This window comes from Herbaspirillum sp. C7C8, assembly GCF_022627875.1.
Taxonomy (GTDB): Bacteria; Pseudomonadota; Gammaproteobacteria; order Burkholderiales; family Burkholderiaceae_D; genus Herbaspirillum.
The window spans coordinates 130,591-146,743 of sequence record NZ_JABXGG010000006.1; the positions used below are offsets into that span (position 1 = coordinate 130,591).

Genomic DNA, 16,153 nt, shown 5'->3' on the forward strand with positions numbered 1-16,153 from the left:
GATAAGACCTGCCTGCGGCAGGTCTTGGAAACAGGCTGGGACAACTGGGGGAAACTGGGGATAAGCGGCGGCGCAGCAGAGCACGCCGCCGTGTGGTCGTCAGCCCTGGTCGGGGGCGCTGTAGGGTTCGACGCTGACGGCCTTCATGCTGTAGCTGGAGGCGCCCATGGACGAATCCGAGCGTTCTACCTTGAGCACGCCGCTGATCCATACCGCATCCATGGTGCGCACGTTCTTGACGGCCTTGACGCTCCTGACGTGAATGATCTGGTTGGCCGGCGGTGGCGGCACGTGGATGCAGGCGCCGAAGTAGGGGACCAGCAGGAATTCCTTGAGCGCCTCGCCTTCGCGGTCCAGCGAGACCACGAAGCCGGGCAGGCGCACCGGCTTGCCTTCCATGGATGGATCGACGGGGGCCTCCTTCCAGTATTTCTTGGCCTTCCAGAGCGCGGCATCGGCGCGCGGGTCATCATCGGTCATCTGGTCCAGCTTCAGGCCCTTGAAGGGCGCCATCGGGTCCCAGTTCTTGGGGATGAGCGATTCCCAGGCGATCTCCTGGAAGCCGTTGACCATCTTGCCCGAGGCCTGATAGGGCTTTTCGGTGACGGCCGCGCTTTGCTGCAGGTGGTCACCGACCTTGTATTGGCCGCTGGCGGCGTCGCTTACGCCGGCGACGGTGCTGCCACTGTCGGCGCGCGCAGTCACGGCCGGGACGGCACCTGCCAGCGGGCCACCGGCGACGGTGGCGGATGCTCCGGCAGAGGCCGGTGCCGGCGCCGCCCGCGCATCGTCGTGCGCCAGCAGGCGCACACCGCTGCCCACCAGCAGGCCGGCGGCGACGATGCCGCCCATCCAGTAAAGAGTCTTCATGTCAGTGCTTCCAGATCAGATTCTTGGGGTCAGGCCGTCCGACAGGCTCAGGCGATAGGCCCGCCAGGCCGGCAAGAGGCTGGCCACCAGTCCGGCCAGCACGGTCCAAAGCAGCAATTGTAATTCGCCGGCCGCCGGCCATGCCGGTCGCAGGGCGATGCCGAACTGCTCGGCCAGCATCGGCCCCAGCACCCAGATCAGACCGCTCAGCAGCAACAGCCCTGCCAGCACGCCGCACAGCATCACGCCCAGGCCCTCCACGCAGAGCAGCCACAACACGTCCAGCGGACGCGCCCCGACCGAGCGCAGGATGGCCAGCTCACGCCGCCGCTCGCCCAGGCTGGCCAGGATCGCTGCCACCAGCCCCGCCAGGCCGACCACCACCACCATGCCCGAAACCACCAGCAAGGCATTCTCGCCGATGCCGACCACGTCCCAGAGCTGGTCCAGCGCCACCCCCGGCAGCACGGCCATGAGCGGCTCCTTGAAGCCGTCGCCGTCGGCAATGGCGCGCTGCACGGCGAAGACCCGCGCGCGGCTCTTCAGGCCCACCAGTACGGCGGTGATGCTGGTCGGGGTGAGGTCGAATTTCTTCACGAATTCGGCCGGGATATGCACGCCCGGCAAGGGTGCGCCACCTTCCCAGTCGAGGTGGATAGCCTGCATGCCATCCAGGCCGATATGCACCGTGCGGTCCACCGGGGTGCCGGTGCGCGCCAGGATGCCTACCACCTTGAAGGGTTTGTCGGCGTGCTGGGTCAGGCCCATGCCGCCCATGCCGTGGGCCAGGATGATGACGTCGCCCAGGTGATAGTGCAGTTTCTCGGCCACATCGGCCCCCAGCACGGCATCGAAGACCCCGGTAAAGGGCCGTCCCTTGGCCAGCACCAGGGATTGACCGCTGCCATAACGGAAATGCGTGAAGTAATCGCCATTGGTGGCCAGTACCGGGAAGCCACGGTGCGAATCGCCCAGCGAGATCGGGATGGTCCAGGCCACCGCCGGATTGCGGGCCAGGGTCTGGGCACTGTCCCAGCCCATGTTGTTGGTGGCACCGCCGATGCGGAAGATGGCGTACAGCATCAGCTGGATCGGACTGGTGCGGGCGCCGACTACCAGGTCGGTACCGGATACCGATTGCGAGAATCCGGCCCGCACTTCATGGCGTACCCGTTCGATGCCCAGCAGCATGGTGGTGGACAGGGCAATGGCCAGCAGCATCAGGCCCAGCGTGAACCGCCGGTTCCAGGCGCTGTGCGCGGCCAGGCGCAAGAGCAGCTTCATGCGGCCTCCTCGGGACGGGCAGCCTCGTTGAGCTGTTCCAGTGCGATGCGGCGCTCGAAACGTACGGCCAGGCGCTGGTCGTGGCTGACGAAGACCAGCGCCGCGCCGCTTTGAGCGCACTCGCGCTGCAGCAGGTCGAGGAAGGCTTGCTGGCGGTCGCTGTCCAGGGCCGAGGTCGGCTCGTCGGCAACGATGATCTCCGGCCGGCCGATCAGCGAGCGCGCCGCCGCTACCCGCTGTTGCTGGCCGATGGACAGCTGCGTCACGGGACGCGACCACAGCGACGGCGCCAGGTCCAGCGCGCTCAGCAGGGATTGCGCCACGCTCTTGAGATCGGCGCCCTGCTGCGCGGCGCGCGCCTTGCGGTAGGCCGAGAACTGGCAGGGCAGCAGCACGTTGTCGAGGATGGAAAGATAAGGCAACAGGTTGAACTGCTGGAAGATGAATCCGATGTGATCCACCCGGAAGCGGTCGCGCTGTGCCGCCGACAGCGTATGGAAGGGCTGCCCCAACGCTTCCACGGTGCCGGCCTGGGGCACGATGATGCCGCCGATGGCCGCCAGCAGGGTGCTCTTGCCGCTGCCGCTGGGGCCGCTGACGAAGACATGTTCACCAGGCGCCACCTGGAAATGCGGCAACACCAGCGCCGGATGCGCCTGGCCGGGCCAGGTAAAGCGCAGGTCGCGCATGGCAATCGCGGCGACCGGGGAAGAACGTTCAGGAATAGTCATGACAACATGAAGGAAAATCGCAGAAGCGCCAGGACGTGACTTTACCGCCGATCATAGCGCCGCTGCCTGTCAGTGGCCTGACTGGCGCGCCGGGGAACCGGCCCCGGCGGCCCCCGGCATCAGTTCATGGGGATCAGTGCGCTGCCCGGAACCAGTTGCGCCGCGCCTTGCTTCTTGGGGGTGACCAGTTGCACGTCGATACGGTGGAAGCCCGGGAAGGCCGCAAACAAGCCGCTCACATCCACCGTGGCGAGTGCGCCGGGGCTGGCGCATACCAGGGTGAAGTCGCCGTCGAGGTCGGCATGGCCATCGGTGGGGGCCGCTTCGCTGCTGGCGGACGTCTTCTCGCCCAGCAGGGCGGGCGGCAGCACGGCGGACTCCAGCTGCACCTCGGCCGGCTTGCACTGGGCGGCGGCGTCGGTGGCGAACATGCGGTTCGCATCACGCAGGTTCTTCACGGCTGCGCGCACCGTGTCCTTGTCCTTGCCGCTGTTGGCCGCGTGTTCGAAGCCGACCAGGTTGATCAGCGGGCTGTCCAGGTGCAGGGTCAGGGTATTGCCTTCCAGTGCCACGTCCAGCTTGCCCACTCCATGCACGTGGGCGGGATGGTTGCCATGATGGTCATGGCCTTCATCGGCCGCCAGCACGGGCAGGCTGGCCAGCGACAACAGGACGAGAGGAATCAGTCGAAACGATGGACGGGATCGGAACATGGGCGGCTTTCTTGTGCTTGTTGTAAAGAGAATTCAAAGGGGGGAGCGGCAAGTCGACAACGCTGGAAGACAGACTGCAAACATGGGCTGAAGATCCGCCGTCCGTCCGGCATTGTGCCCCGGACAACGACCGGATTTGCAGTGTTGTTACATTCTGCAACAGGGTTGCATTATAATGCCTGCTTTCCCTGTTTCTGCAACTCGGTTGCGCCCAAGGGCGAGTACGCCGAAACCAGCGCTGCTGGCCGCGCTGTCCGGTGCCCGTGTTGCTTCTTTTCAGATTGCCTGCCGTGTCGTTTTTCTCTCGAATCCTCATGAAACAAGGCGTGCTCGCCAGTCCCTGGTGGCAGCGCGTGCTGGCCGTCGTGCCCGTGGTCCTGCTGTTGTGGCTGGGTGTGCACTGGGCGCTGGGGGAGGGCTGACATGGATGCCGCCATCTCTCTGGACAACCTGACGGTGAGCTATCGTCGCCATCCGGCCTTGCACCACGTCAACGGCGCCTTTGCGCGCGGCTCGCTGACGGCCATCGTCGGCCCCAATGGTGCCGGCAAGAGCACTCTGCTCAAGACCATGCTGGGCCTGGTACGCTGCAATGACGGCCGCGTCCATACGCACGTGGATGCCCGTCGCATCGCCTACCTGCCGCAGCAGGCCGAGATCGACCGCAGCTTCCCCATCACCGTGATCGATTGCGTGCTGCTGGGATACTGGCAGGCCAAGGGCAACTGGGGCGCCATCGACGCCGCCATGCGCCAGCGCGCGGTGCAGGCGCTCACGGCGGTCGGGCTGGACGGCTTTTCGGCGCGCCCGGTCTCCAGTCTTTCGGTGGGCCAGTTCCAGCGCGTGCTGTTTGCCCGCATCCTGCTGCAGGATGCCGAGGTGATCCTGCTCGATGAACCCTTCAATGCCATCGATGCCCGCACTACCGGCGACTTGCTGCGCATCATCTCGGCCTGGCACGCCGAGCGCCGTACCGTGATCGCGGTGCTGCACGACCATGACCAGGTGCGTCGCGCCTTCCCGCAGACCCTGCTGCTGGCGCGCAACGTGGTGGCCTGGGGGGACACCGCGGAAGTGATGTGCGAAGAGAATCTGCAACGTGCCCGCGCCATGGCCGAGGCGGTGGATGAACATGCCGGCGTGTGCGAGGTGAGCGAAGCCGAGGTGCTGGCCCTGTCGAGGATGCACGAACATGCGCACGATCATTCACATGCGCATTCGCACACGCACCCGGCTGCCACCCCGGGAGGCCAGTCATGAGCGCACTCTCGACTCTGCAGGCCCTGGCGATAGCGCCGTTCCAGGAATTTTCCTTCATGCGCCGCGCTCTGGTGGCCGCCTTTGCCCTGGCGCTGGGCAGTGCGCCCCTGGGCGTGCTCTTGACCTTGCGCCGCATGAGCCTGTTCGGCGAAGCCCTGAGTCACGCCGTGCTGCCGGGCGTGGCGGTGGGGTTCATCTTCTTTGGCCTGTCGTTGCCGGCCTTGTCCATTGGCGGCTTTGCCGCCGGTGTGCTGGTGGTGGCCGTGGCTGGCTGGATCAGTCGTCATACCGAACTCAAGGAAGACGCCAGCCTGGCCGCCATCTACGTGGTGGCCCTGGCGCTGGGTGTGATCCTGATCTCGCGCCACGGCACCCAGCTCGATCTGCTGCACATCCTGTTCGGCAATGTGCTGGGCGTGGACAGCCAGGGGCTGGTGCTCATTGCGGGCGTGGCCAGTGCCAGCGTACTGGGCATCGCCGCGCTCTATCGCGGGCTGCTGCTGGAGAGCTTCGATCCTTCCTACATGGCCGTGGGGGGCGGGCGCAGCGGCGGGGCGATCTACCAGCAGGTGTTTCTGATGCTGGTGGTGATGAACCTGGTGGCCTCCTTCCAGACCATGGGCACATTGATGGCGGTGGGCCTGATGATGCTGCCGGCGGTCTCGGCGCGACTGTGGCACGACACCTTGCCGGCCCAGCTGTGCAACAGCGTCCTGCAGGCGATGCTGGCCGGCTATGCCGGGTTGCTGATCTCGTATTACGCCTCGGTGCCTTCCGGCCCCGTCATCATCGTCTGCGCCGGCGTGCTGTATGCCGCCTCGCTGCTGTTGGCCCCACGCGGCTGGCTACCGCGCCTGTTGCGGCGGCCGCATCTGCAGGCGTGAGGCTTCGGTTTTCCTGTCTTTTTCCGCGTTCTTCCGTTTCTCTTTCCCCGGAGTGTTCATGAAACTGTTTCGTCCCCTTTCAGCGCTGCTGGCCGCTCTGGCCCTGGCAGCGAGCCTGCCGGCGCTTGCTGCCGAGCGCATCCCGGTGCTGGCCAGCTTCAGCATCCTGGGCGACGTGGTCGCCAATGTCGGCGGTGATCGCGTCGCCGTCTCCACCCTGGTCGGCCCGGATGAAGATGCCCACGTCTTCCAGCCGGCCCCGGACGACATCAAGGCGGTCTCGCGCGCCAAACTGATCGTGGTCAATGGCCTCGGTTTCGAAGGCTGGATGGATCGGCTGGCGCAATCGGCCAACTACCGAGGCCCCATCGTGGTGGCCTCGGCCGGCATTCAGGCGCGCGAGCGCGTGGGAGAGGACGAAGAGAGCCATGACCATGAGCATCACGGCAAGGATGACCCGCACGCCTGGCAAGACCCGCAGAACGTGATCGTCTACACCCGCAACATCGTCACTGCCCTGGCCAAGCTGGACCCGGCCGGCGCTGCGATCTACCGCAAGAATGGCGAGGCGTACATCAGCAAGCTGCAGGACCTGGATGCCTGGGCTGCGCGCCAGTTCAGCCAGATCCCGGACACCAAGCGCAAGGTCATCACCTCGCATGATGCCTTCGAATACTTTGGTGCCCGTTACAAGGTGCGCTTCCTGGCGGCCCAGGGCGTGTCCACCGACAGCGAACCCAGCGCCCGCGACATCGCCACCCTGATCCGCCAGATCCGCAGTGAAAAGATCAAGGCCCTGTTCTTCGAGAACATGAGCAATCCCAAGCTGCTGCAGCAGATCGCCCGTGAATCCGGCACCGCGCCCGGTGGCAAGCTGTATGCCGATGCGCTCTCCAAGCCGGATGGCCCGGCACCGGACTACCTCTCGCTGATGCGCTACAACATCACGCAATTGCTGGAAAAGATCCGCCTGAACTAAGACCGCCCGAATCGCGTATGCTGGTGGCCCCGCGCCGTTGCCCTGACGGCGTCTGTCATCTTGCACAGGAGAATTCCCGCATGAGCACCGTTACCGTCGTCGCCATCATCACCGCCAAGCCCGGCCAGCGTGAAGCGCTGCTGGCCATCGCCCGTGCCAACCTGGCCGCCGTGCGCGCCGAGGCTGGCTGCATCGAATATGGACTGGTGGTGGATGTGGATGGCTTCGGTCCCAACCAGGCGCCGATGGGGCCGGATACCTTCGCCTTCGTCGAGAGGTGGAAGGATGAAGAGGCGCTGCGCCTGCACTTCACCCTGCCGCACATGACCGACTACCGCGAGAAGTCCAAGGACCTGATCGCGGATCGCAAGGTGCATGTGCTCAAGTCGGCGGACTGATCCCCGCCGCTTTCGTCCCCGTGCGCGATGCGGGGACGGACTCCCTCAGTATTCGCCAGGGAAATCCGCCGGCCAGGTCTGCTGCGGATCGAACGACGATGCCTGGCCCATCTGCTTCAACCACGTGATGAAGGTCTTCAGTGCCGGATTGGTGTCGGCGCTGCTGCGATAGAGCATGTGGTAACCCTCCCCATGCAGCACGATCTCCGGAAACAGCCGCACCAGCCGGCCTGCGGCCAGGTCGTCATCGACCAGCGCCAGCGTGCCCATGCCCACGCCCTGGTCAGTAGCGGCCGCTTGCAGGCTCAGGAAGGAATGTTCATACACCGTCCCCGGCATCTTGCGCCGCACCGCCACCCCGGCCTTGGCCAGCCACTGCGACCACGCCGCCGACCGGCTGGAGAGGTGGATCAGCGGCACCTCCACGAAATCGCGCGGCACCCGGATCGGGTGCGTCTCCAGAAAGTGCGGCGAGGCCAGCGGCACCGATACGTCATCCAGGAAGCGCACGCAGTCATAGCCGCTGCGCTCCAGCGGGCTGCGCCAGATGATGACGTCGAAAGGATCCTTCACATCCTCGAAATACTCCGACATGGTGGTGGTGACACGAACCTCGATGCGCGGATTGTCGATCTGGAACTGCGACAGGCGCGGAATCAGCCAGCGCATCGCCACCGAGGGCGCGGCGATCATGCGCACCACGCGGCTCTTGCCGGCCAGCGACAGCTGTTCGGCCGCCAGGGCGATGCGGTCCAGGCTGGCCTTGACCTCGGCATAGAAGGCCAGAGCCGCTTCCGTGGGTTCCACACCACGCGACTGGCGTAAAAACAACGGTTGTTCGAAATATTCTTCCAGCGTTTTGATCTGCTGGCTGACCGCACTATGGGTGATGAACAGTTCATGGGCTGCCAGCGTCAGACTCCGCGTCCGGACTGCCGCTTCGAACACCTTGAGGGCCTTGAGCGGGGGTAAGGATGAAGACATGCTGTAAGAAAAACTTATAGTGGTGACGGAAAATGTTGCTTTGCAAAAGCCTGGGGCGACCTTATTCTTCAATCACCCAAACGTCAAACAGAAGGAATTCATCGTGAACAACGTCAGTATATTGGTAAAAGATGCCGGTTTTTCTAACAATTTGCGCTCCCTGGTCGAGCTGGTGAAGTTTGCTGTCCAGCAAGTCATCTCTGCCCACGCCTTGAAGCCGGTGCGCAATGATGCTGCCGAGCTGAACGACGCCGCCTACTTCGAAGGTGTGACCGATCACTTCGAGATGGAAGTGCGCCTGCGCCAGCTGGACCACAGCCACCTGCACGCCGTCTGGAAGCTGCAATCGCAGATCTGAGCGCCGTCGCGGCAAGCTTCATGCAGTACCGCAGTAGCTGAAATATCTTGTATGACCAGGCCTGATGCGCCTGAAGACGATGATGAAGAGACCGGCTCCGCCCGCCCGGGGCCGCAACAGGCAGCCAGCAGTCGCCCACAGAGGCAGACCCTGCCACCGCATCGGCCGGCTTGGTCCGGCACTCTCTGCAGTTTCCGTAGTATCCGCAACGGCGGCCTCCTGGCCGACAGCGCCCCCAGCATGGTCAGGCGCACGCTGCGTTGAAATCCCTCATCCCCGCTGTTGCGGGGATTTGTCGTTTACCGGTGTCTGCTCTCTGGAAGACAGGTCAGCTTGACCTGCACGGACATTTTCTTCTTAACAAAAATGACATCGCGCGGTAGTGCAGCGCTGCTATATTTGTTACGGGGAAAAGAAAGATGTTGCTGTTCTTGTAAGTTCCGCTTCATTGCTTCTACCAGGGGAGTCCATCATGTTGTCTTCACTTCGCGCCCGGCTGATCGTCATTTGCGTACTCATCGTAGCGGTGGCCATGATTGTTCTCAGTGCTGCCAACATCTATACCGTTCGCAGCGATACGCTCAGCGCCATTTCCACCCAGACCCGCCAGCTCACCGAAAGCCACGCCGCCAACATCACCGAGTGGGTGCGCAGCAAGCGCATCATCACCGGCGCCATGAAGCAGGCCCTCAAACAGAGCGATGTCCTGCCCATCGTCGCGGCGGCCCAGGAGGCCGGCTCTTTCGACGATGCCTACATCGGCTACCCCGACAAGCGCATGCTGGCCTTGCATCCGATGCCGGCCGGTTATGATCCGACCGCGCGGCCCTGGTACAAGCAGGCGGTCGAGGCCGGCAAGCCGGTCCTGACGGCACCCTATGTGGACGCCACCACCGGCAAGCTGGTGGTGACCTTCGCCGAGCCGGTCATCGACAAGGGGAGCTTGCAGGCGGTGCTGGGCTCGGACGTGCAGCTGGACAACGTGGTGCGCACCGTGGCTGGCATCAAGCCCACGCCGTCCAGCTTCGCCTTCATCGTCGGCAAGGATGGCCTCATCATCACGCACCCCAACAAGGAGCTGGCCTTGAAGCCGGTCTCGGCGCTCGACCAGAATCTGTCGGCTGCCTCATTGGCCGGGATGAAGCAGGGCGGCCGTGCCACCATCGGCGGGCTGCCCTATCTGCTGTTTACGCAACCCATCGACAACACCGACTGGTCGCTGGTGGTGGCGCTGGATTACGGTGAGGCCACCCATGCCATTTCCGCCCTGATGGCGCTGGCAGTGGTGCTGGCGGTGGCAGCCATTGTGGCGGCCGCGGTACTGCTGAGCTACACCATCACACGCCTGCTGCGCCGCCTGGGCGTGGTGCGCAATGCCATGGACGAGATCGCCTCGGGCGACGGCGACCTCACGCGCCGCCTCGACACCAGCGGCAAGGATGAACTGGCGCAGATCTCGCGCGCCTTCAATCACTTTGCCGACAAGATCTCGCGGACCTTGCTCGATATCCGGCGCGCCAGCGAGTCTGTGAAGGTTTCTTCCAGCGAGATCGCCAGCGGCAACATGGACCTGTCCGCCCGCACCGAGCAGCAGGCGGGTTCGCTGGAAGAGACCGCCTCGGCCATGGAAGAACTCACCTCCACCGTGAAGCAAAACGCCGACAATGCCCGCCAGGCCAACCAGCTGGCGGTGTCGGCCTCGGACGTGGCGGTGCATGGCGGCACCGTGGTGGGCCAGGTGGTCAGTACCATGAGTTCCATCAATGAGTCTTCCCGCAAGATCGTCGACATCATCAGCGTCATCGACGGCATCGCCTTCCAGACCAATATCCTGGCCTTGAACGCCGCCGTGGAAGCGGCCCGTGCCGGTGAGCAGGGGCGCGGGTTTGCGGTGGTCGCTTCCGAAGTGCGTTCGCTGGCGCAGCGCTCGGCCACGGCTGCCAAGGAAATCAAGCAATTGATCGATGACTCGGTGCAAAAGGTGGAAGCTGGCAGCCAGCTGGTGGCGCAGGCCGGCTCGACCATGGATGAAGTGGTCTCCAGCGTGCGCCGGGTGACCGACATCGTCGGCGAGATCAGTTCGGCCAGCCAGGAGCAGAGTACCGGCATCACCCAAGTGGGCAATGCGGTCACCCTGATGGATGAAGCCACCCAGCAGAATGCGGCCCTGGTGGAACAGGCGGCAGCCGCAGCCAAATCCCTGCAGGAGCAGGCGGCGCACCTGGCCGCCGTGGTGGCCGGATTCAAGCTGGATGAAAGTGGCGGGTCCGCGGCAACGACGCCGCCACCGGTGCCTCATCCTGCTGCGCAGCCCGCTGCGGCGCCGCGTCCTGCACCGCTCAACATCACGCCCAAGCCGGTGCCCCTCAAAGTCAAGCCTGCCACCAAGCCCGCACTGCCTGCCGAGCCGGCGCCACCTGCCGCCCCGAAGGCAGCGCCCAAGAGCGGCGGGGGCGACGACTGGGAAGAGTTCTGAACGAGCAAGGGCGAAGCGGGCCGGTTCAGGCCCGTTTCTTCAGCAGCTGCATGGGTGCAAACAGTTGCTGCATGCCGCTGTGCTCGATGAAGCTGAGATTGTAGGGATGCTCGGCCACCGCACGCGGGAAGGACGCCAGCAGTGGCAGGCCGCTCAGCTGTTCGGCGATCTTGCCCCACAGGACCAGCGTGGGCAGGGGCTTGCCTTGCGCCTGGCCATGCTCGGCCAGGGCGCGCAATATCGTCTCGAAGAACGGTTTCCAGCCCCTGGCATCCTTTACCGGCGCCACGTGCGTGCGGAACACCAGGCTGGCATTGAGCAGCAGGAAACCTTGCGCGGTGAGGTTGTCCTGCAGGTCGGCCAGGGTCTGGATGCTGCCCGAGCCCGGCGCCAGTGCGCGGGCCGAAATACCCGCGAGCGCGTCGCCACTGGTCTGGCCAGCCTGTAGCGCGCCGTCGGCAACCAGCAGCATCTTCATGAAATTGCGCAGGGAGGTGGCGCGATTGACCTGTTTGGACAAGCCCTTTTCCGACCACAGTGAACCGACTGCGCCATCCATGAAGCACACGCCGGTCGCGCTGGCTGCGCGCGGGTACGGACCTTCGCCGACCAGCACGTAGCGCACCTGGCTCATGGGCTGCGTGAAGGCGGCAAACAGGCGGCCTTCCGTGGGCAGGTAATCATCCTGCGCGAGGGCGGGGAGGTAGGCCGGATCGCCTTGCCGGATCGCCTCCAGGCCGGCGCGCAGGGCGGCATGCCAGGAGGGATGGGCGGTGTGGATCAGGTCCAGCAGGGCAGCGGGGAGGGCGGAAACGGAAGACATGAAAGGGGAGGCAAACGGCCATATCGATAAAGTGGCGGCATTGTATACCGCCCGACCAGCCTCCCCGCAGGATCAGGCCACCGCCGAATCGCTGCCCGATGCACCGAAAAGCTGCTGCTTCAACAGTTGCAACTGGTCGCGCGCGGCGGCGGCCTTCTCGAACTCCAGGTTCTTGGCGTGTTCCTGCATCTGCTTTTCCAGGCGCTTGATCTCCTTGCTGATCTGCTTCTCGCTCATGGATTCGTAGTTGCGCTTCTCCTCGGCCACCATCATTTCGGTGCGCGCCTGGGCCGGATTGAAGATGCCGTCGATCAGTTCGCGGATCTCCTTCTTGATACCGGTCGGCACGATGCCATTGGCCTGGTTGAAGGCTAGCTGCTTGGCGCGGCGGCGCTCGGTCTCGGTGATGGCCTTGTGCATGGAATCGGTCACCACATCGCCATAGAGGATGGCCATGCCGTTGAGGTTGCGGGCGGCGCGGCCGATGGTCTGGATCAGGCTGCGCTCGGAACGCAGGAAGCCTTCCTTGTCCGCATCCAGGATGGCCACCAGCGAGACTTCGGGAATGTCCAGGCCCTCGCGCAGCAGGTTGATGCCGACCACCACGTCGAAGGTGCCCAGGCGCAGGTCGCGGATGATTTCCACACGCTCGACCGTATCGATGTCGCTGTGCAGGTAGCGCACCTTGATGCCGTTGTCGGAGAGGAATTCGGTCAGCTGCTCGGCCATGCGCTTGGTCAGTGTGGTCACCAGCACGCGTTCATCCTTGGCGATGCGGTCGTTGATCTCCTGCATCAGATCGTCCACCTGGGTGGTGGCCGGACGCACGGCGATGATGGGGTCCACCAGACCGGTTGGGCGCACCACCTGTTCCACCACCTGGTCGGCGCGGGTATTTTCATAGTCCGCCGGGGTGGCCGAGACGAAGATGGTTTGGCGCATCTTCTTCTCGAACTCGTCGAACTTCAGAGGGCGATTGTCCAGCGCCGAGGGCAGGCGGAAGCCGTAGTCCACCAGGTTCACCTTGCGCGCACGGTCGCCGTTGTACATGCCGTTCAACTGGCCGATCAGCACGTGCGATTCGTCCAGGAACATGATGGCGTCCTTGGGCAGGTAATCCACCAGCGTTGGCGGCGGGTCGCCCGGCTTGGCGCCGGAGAGATGGCGCGAATAGTTTTCGATGCCTTTGGTGAAGCCGATCTCGGTCATCATCTCGATGTCGAAGCGGGTGCGCTGTTCCAGTCGCTGTTCTTCGATGAGCTTGTTTTCCTTGCGGAAGAATTCCAGGCGCTCGGCCAGTTCTTCCTTGATGGTCTCGATGGCGCGCAGCACGGTGGAACGCGGCGTCACGTAGTGCGAGCCGGGGTAGATGGTGAAGCGCGGGATCTTCTGGCGTACGCGGCCGGTGAGCGGATCGAACAGTTGCAGGCTGTCGATCTCGTCGTCGAAGGTCTCGATGCGCACGGCCAGTTCGGCATGTTCGGCAGGGAAGACATCGATGGTGTCGCCGCGCACGCGGAAGGTGCCGCGTCCGAAGTCCACTTCGTTGCGGGTGTACTGCATCTGGATCAGGCGGGCGATGACGTCGCGCTGCGAGACCTTGTCCTTGGCGCGCAGGGTCAGGATCATCTGGTGGTATTCATTCGGGTTACCGATACCGTAGATGGCCGAGACAGTCGCCACGATCACCACGTCGCGCCGTTCCATCAGCGACTTGGTGCAGGACAGGCGCATCTGCTCGATGTGCTCGTTGATCGAGGAATCCTTCTCGATGAACAGGTCGCGCTGGGGCACGTAGGCTTCGGGCTGGTAGTAGTCGTAGTAGCTGACGAAGTATTCCACCGCATTGTGCGGGAAGAACTCGCGGAACTCGCTGTAGAGCTGTGCCGCCAGTGTCTTGTTGGGGGCAAACACGATGGCCGGGCGGCCCAGGCGGGCAATGGTATTGGCCATGGTGTAGGTCTTGCCCGAGCCGGTCACGCCCAGCAGGGTCTGGTAGAACAGGCCGTCGTGGACGCCCTCGACCAGCTTGTCGATGGCCGCCGGCTGGTCGCCCGCCGGGGGGAACACCTGGTAGAGCTTGAAGGGCGAGTCGGGGAAGGTGACGAACTTGCTCTCGTCCAGCTCGGTATTGATGGGGGTCAGTTCAGCCATGGTTGGGGTTGCCTTTGTCGCGCGAGTTCCGATGGGCCGCCACGGTGCAGGATAGCGCGGCAGTGCCCGCAGACAGGGCATTGCACACAGGCAAGGTGGTGGCGTGAATATTCATCAAATGCTGCCAGGATGTGTAAGTTCAAGACGTAACCCGTACCGGCGCGTCTGGCAAAACCGGACGCAAAACGGCGTCAGCGGGCAGCTCATCCATAGGGGAAGGGCGGCTGGCGCGGTAGGGGTCATGTCGATTGAACATGGTTTCATGCAGATTCAGCAGGCATTTGAGCCAGTCTGTGTCTGTGATTGGCGATCCACATTTGTTAGAATGCAGTGTTGCAAAAAGGTGCACATCCGAATCTCTCCCTGTGCACCCATTTCCTTCTGCAGCGCTTTGTTGCAGCTAACTTTTCATGTTATCACGATGAACGCACCTGTCTCCGCCTCCCTGTTTTCCGCCATCGAAATGGCGCCGCGCGACCCCATCCTGGGCGTGACCGAAGCCTACAACGCCGACCAGAACCCGGCCAAGACCAACCTGGGCGTGGGCGTGTACTACGACGACAACGGCAAGGTCCCCCTGCTGGAATGCGTGAAGAAAGCCGAGGCGGAACTGGCAGCCAAGCTGGCCCCGCGTACCTACCTGCCCATCGACGGCCTGGCCACCTATGACCGCGCCGTGCAGGAGCTGGTCTTCGGCGCCGGCAGCGCCGTGGTCACCGAGAAGCGTGCGATCACCGTGCAAGCTCTGGGCGGTACCGGGGCCCTGAAGCTGGGTGCCGACTTCCTCAAGCACTTCTCGCCGGCCGGCACCGAAGTCTGGATCAGCGATCCGAGCTGGGAAAACCACCGTGCCCTGTTCGAGATGGCCGGTTTCAAGGTCAACGCCTATCCCTACTATGATCCGGCCACCCGCGGCGTGAACTTCGCCGGCATGCTGGAGGCCTTGAAGACCATGAAGACCGGCTCGGTCGTGCTGCTGCACGCCTGCTGCCACAACCCGACCGGCGCCGACCTGACCGACGACCAGTGGACCCAGGTCATCGAAGTGGTGACCTCGCGCGGCCTGGTGCCCTTCCTGGACATGGCCTACCAGGGCTTTGGCGACGGCATTGCCGAAGACGGCCAGGTGGTGCGCCGCTTCGCTGAAGCCGGTGGCCCGCTGTTCGTGTCGAACTCCTTCTCCAAGTCCTTCTCGCTGTATGGCGAACGCGTGGGCGCGCTGTCCATCGCTGCGGCCAGCGCCGAAGAAGCGGCCCGCGTGCTGTCGCAACTGAAGCGCGTGGTGCGTACCAACTACTCCAACCCGCCGATCCACGGTGGCCAGGTGGTCGCCACTGCCCTGGCATCGCCCGAACTGCGCAAGCTGTGGGAAGACGAACTGGCCGAGATGCGCGTACGCATCCGCGAAATGCGTCAACTGCTGGTGGCCAAGCTGAAGGAAAAGGCGCCCGGCCATGACTTCGATTTCGTCATCAAGCAGCGCGGCATGTTCTCCTACTCCGGCCTGACCAAGGCCCAGGTCGAACGCCTGCGCAACGAGTTCTCGATCTATGCCGTCGACACCGGTCGCATCTGCGTGGCGGCACTGAACACCAAGAACATCGACGTGGTGGTCGACGCCATTGCCAAGGTGCTGTAAGGACCTGCGCGCCCCTCTTTCGGAAGAGGGGCGCGTGAGGGACTTTCTCCTATGAGAAACGTCCTTATCCCTGAAAAAAGTTTTGACATGAAATAAAAACCACGTCATAATCTTTTTCTCAGCTGTTCCCTGATAGCTCAGTCGGTAGAGCGACGGACTGTTAATCCGCAGGTCCCTGGTTCGAGTCCAGGTCGGGGAGCCAAAGAATGCGAAGGCCTCGCAAGTGATTGCGGGGCCTTTTCAATTAGTGTGAGGCTGCTTGTTTGGTCTCGCGCAAAAGAGCGGCAGGGCTATGCCGCCACGATGCAGAACGATGTAAAAAATTTTCGTTTTACACTCTGGTAAATCTGAAAAAAATCGTTCATAATCGCGCCCTCAATTGATCCCTGATAGCTCAGTCGGTAGAGCGACGGACTGTTAATCCGCAGGTCCCTGGTTCGAGTCCAGGTCGGGGAGCCAGAATACGAAAGCCTCGCAAGTTTCTTGCGGGGCTTTTTTTCGTCTTCTGCGTCACCAGTAACGGCGGCTCACCCGCCATCTCCTGCGCAAAGCTCTACCGCCACATGGGCTGCCTGCGGGCGTGAGGCAAAATCATCGCGA

General features: G+C 63.7%; 14 protein-coding genes and 2 tRNA genes. 9 read left to right on the forward strand and 7 right to left on the reverse strand.

Annotated elements, in window-relative coordinates:
* Nucleotides 1-99 precede the first annotated feature (99 nt).
* The 4 genes from HWE01_RS09845 to HWE01_RS09860 form a co-directional block, all read right to left on the reverse strand.
* Entirely contained in the window at nt 100-870 is a 771-nt protein-coding gene (locus HWE01_RS09845; RefSeq protein ID WP_008330431.1) for a DUF3299 domain-containing protein, read from the reverse strand.
* A 15-nt stretch (nt 871-885) separates the two neighbouring features.
* Complete coding sequence (locus tag HWE01_RS09850) at nt 886-2,154, reverse strand: ABC transporter permease (protein ID WP_008330430.1); 1,269 nt, start codon at nt 2,152-2,154, stop codon at nt 886-888.
* Nucleotides 2,151-2,885 carry an ABC transporter ATP-binding protein gene (locus HWE01_RS09855; protein ID WP_008330423.1) on the reverse strand — a complete coding sequence of 245 codons (735 nt, stop codon included), beginning with the start codon at nt 2,883-2,885 and terminating at the stop codon, nt 2,151-2,153. The genes HWE01_RS09850 and HWE01_RS09855 overlap by 4 nt, the downstream gene beginning before the upstream one ends.
* 119 nt (nt 2,886-3,004) lie before the next feature.
* The gene (locus HWE01_RS09860) at nt 3,005-3,598 is read right to left on the reverse strand and encodes a DUF2796 domain-containing protein (protein ID WP_241821709.1); all 594 of its coding nucleotides are present in this window, start codon (nt 3,596-3,598) and stop codon (nt 3,005-3,007) included.
* A 423-nt stretch (nt 3,599-4,021) separates the two neighbouring features.
* Here HWE01_RS09860 and HWE01_RS09865 point away from each other — a divergent pair, with 423 nt between their 5' ends.
* The 4 genes from HWE01_RS09865 (at nt 4,022) to HWE01_RS09880 (ending at nt 7,119) form a co-directional block, all read left to right on the forward strand.
* Complete coding sequence (locus HWE01_RS09865; protein WP_008330417.1) at nt 4,022-4,858, forward strand: metal ABC transporter ATP-binding protein; 837 nt, start codon at nt 4,022-4,024, stop codon at nt 4,856-4,858.
* Nucleotides 4,855-5,742 (forward strand): metal ABC transporter permease, encoded by an 888-nt coding sequence (locus HWE01_RS09870; protein WP_008330415.1) that lies wholly within the window; start codon nt 4,855-4,857, stop codon nt 5,740-5,742. Before HWE01_RS09865 ends, HWE01_RS09870 begins: the two co-directional genes overlap by 4 nt.
* Nucleotides 5,743-5,800: 58 nt before the next feature.
* Nucleotides 5,801-6,721 carry a metal ABC transporter substrate-binding protein gene (locus HWE01_RS09875; protein WP_241821710.1) on the forward strand — a complete coding sequence of 307 codons (921 nt, stop codon included), beginning with the start codon at nt 5,801-5,803 and terminating at the stop codon, nt 6,719-6,721.
* A gap of 80 nt (nt 6,722-6,801) precedes the next feature.
* Nucleotides 6,802-7,119: a putative quinol monooxygenase gene (locus HWE01_RS09880; protein WP_241821711.1), complete on the forward strand. Its 318-nt coding sequence runs from the start codon at nt 6,802-6,804 to the stop codon at nt 7,117-7,119.
* Between the two features lie 45 nt (nt 7,120-7,164).
* Here HWE01_RS09880 and HWE01_RS09885 read toward each other — a convergent pair whose 3' ends face one another.
* Nucleotides 7,165-8,103: a LysR substrate-binding domain-containing protein gene (locus HWE01_RS09885; protein WP_034350484.1), complete on the reverse strand. Its 939-nt coding sequence runs from the start codon at nt 8,101-8,103 to the stop codon at nt 7,165-7,167.
* Nucleotides 8,104-8,206: 103 nt separating this feature from the next.
* Between HWE01_RS09885 and HWE01_RS09890 the strand changes: the two genes are divergently transcribed.
* Together HWE01_RS09890 and HWE01_RS09895 are read left to right on the forward strand one after the other, a co-directional pair.
* Complete coding sequence (locus tag HWE01_RS09890; protein WP_034350705.1) at nt 8,207-8,461, forward strand: hypothetical protein; 255 nt, start codon at nt 8,207-8,209, stop codon at nt 8,459-8,461.
* 472 nt (nt 8,462-8,933) lie between these two features.
* Nucleotides 8,934-10,937 (forward strand): methyl-accepting chemotaxis protein, encoded by a 2,004-nt coding sequence (locus HWE01_RS09895; RefSeq protein WP_241821712.1) that lies wholly within the window; start codon nt 8,934-8,936, stop codon nt 10,935-10,937.
* Between the two features lie 25 nt (nt 10,938-10,962).
* Here the strand turns inward: HWE01_RS09895 and HWE01_RS09900 are convergent, their stop codons facing one another.
* Together HWE01_RS09900 and uvrB are read right to left on the reverse strand one after the other, a co-directional pair.
* Nucleotides 10,963-11,760 (reverse strand): uracil-DNA glycosylase family protein, encoded by a 798-nt coding sequence (locus HWE01_RS09900; RefSeq protein WP_241821713.1) that lies wholly within the window; start codon nt 11,758-11,760, stop codon nt 10,963-10,965.
* 72 nt (nt 11,761-11,832) lie between these two features.
* Nucleotides 11,833-13,914, reverse strand: a complete 2,082-nt coding sequence (uvrB, locus tag HWE01_RS09905) for an excinuclease ABC subunit UvrB (protein ID WP_241821714.1) — start codon at nt 13,912-13,914, stop codon at nt 11,833-11,835.
* A 421-nt stretch (nt 13,915-14,335) separates the two neighbouring features.
* Between uvrB and HWE01_RS09910 the strand changes: the two genes are divergently transcribed.
* From HWE01_RS09910 to HWE01_RS09920, 3 genes are all read left to right on the forward strand, one after another.
* Complete coding sequence (locus HWE01_RS09910; protein WP_008330389.1) at nt 14,336-15,553, forward strand: amino acid aminotransferase; 1,218 nt, start codon at nt 14,336-14,338, stop codon at nt 15,551-15,553.
* A 126-nt stretch (nt 15,554-15,679) separates the two neighbouring features.
* Nucleotides 15,680-15,755: transfer RNA gene (locus HWE01_RS09915), tRNA-Asn, on the forward strand.
* 181 nt (nt 15,756-15,936) lie between these two features.
* Nucleotides 15,937-16,012 (forward strand) — tRNA-Asn (locus HWE01_RS09920).
* The last annotated feature ends 141 nt before the right edge of the window (nt 16,013-16,153 follow it).

What these genes read in the sequence shown, in the direction of transcription:
- HWE01_RS09845 (WP_008330431.1), bottom strand. Translation starts at nt 870, where the DNA reads ATGAAGACTCTTTACTGGATGGGCGGCATCGTCGCCGCCGGCCTGCTG.
- HWE01_RS09850 (WP_008330430.1), bottom strand. Translation starts at nt 2,154, where the DNA reads ATGAAGCTGCTCTTGCGCCTGGCCGCGCACAGCGCCTGGAACCGGCGG.
- HWE01_RS09855 (WP_008330423.1), bottom strand. Translation starts at nt 2,885, where the DNA reads ATGACTATTCCTGAACGTTCTTCCCCGGTCGCCGCGATTGCCATGCGC.
- HWE01_RS09860 (WP_241821709.1), bottom strand. Translation starts at nt 3,598, where the DNA reads ATGTTCCGATCCCGTCCATCGTTTCGACTGATTCCTCTCGTCCTGTTG.
- HWE01_RS09865 (WP_008330417.1), top strand. Translation starts at nt 4,022, where the DNA reads ATGGATGCCGCCATCTCTCTGGACAACCTGACGGTGAGCTATCGTCGC.
- HWE01_RS09870 (WP_008330415.1), top strand. Translation starts at nt 4,855, where the DNA reads ATGAGCGCACTCTCGACTCTGCAGGCCCTGGCGATAGCGCCGTTCCAG.
- HWE01_RS09875 (WP_241821710.1), top strand. Translation starts at nt 5,801, where the DNA reads ATGAAACTGTTTCGTCCCCTTTCAGCGCTGCTGGCCGCTCTGGCCCTG.
- HWE01_RS09880 (WP_241821711.1), top strand. Translation starts at nt 6,802, where the DNA reads ATGAGCACCGTTACCGTCGTCGCCATCATCACCGCCAAGCCCGGCCAG.
- HWE01_RS09885 (WP_034350484.1), bottom strand. Translation starts at nt 8,103, where the DNA reads ATGTCTTCATCCTTACCCCCGCTCAAGGCCCTCAAGGTGTTCGAAGCG.
- HWE01_RS09895 (WP_241821712.1), top strand. Translation starts at nt 8,934, where the DNA reads ATGTTGTCTTCACTTCGCGCCCGGCTGATCGTCATTTGCGTACTCATC.
- HWE01_RS09900 (WP_241821713.1), bottom strand. Translation starts at nt 11,760, where the DNA reads ATGTCTTCCGTTTCCGCCCTCCCCGCTGCCCTGCTGGACCTGATCCAC.
- uvrB (WP_241821714.1), bottom strand. Translation starts at nt 13,914, where the DNA reads ATGGCTGAACTGACCCCCATCAATACCGAGCTGGACGAGAGCAAGTTC.
- HWE01_RS09910 (WP_008330389.1), top strand. Translation starts at nt 14,336, where the DNA reads ATGAACGCACCTGTCTCCGCCTCCCTGTTTTCCGCCATCGAAATGGCG.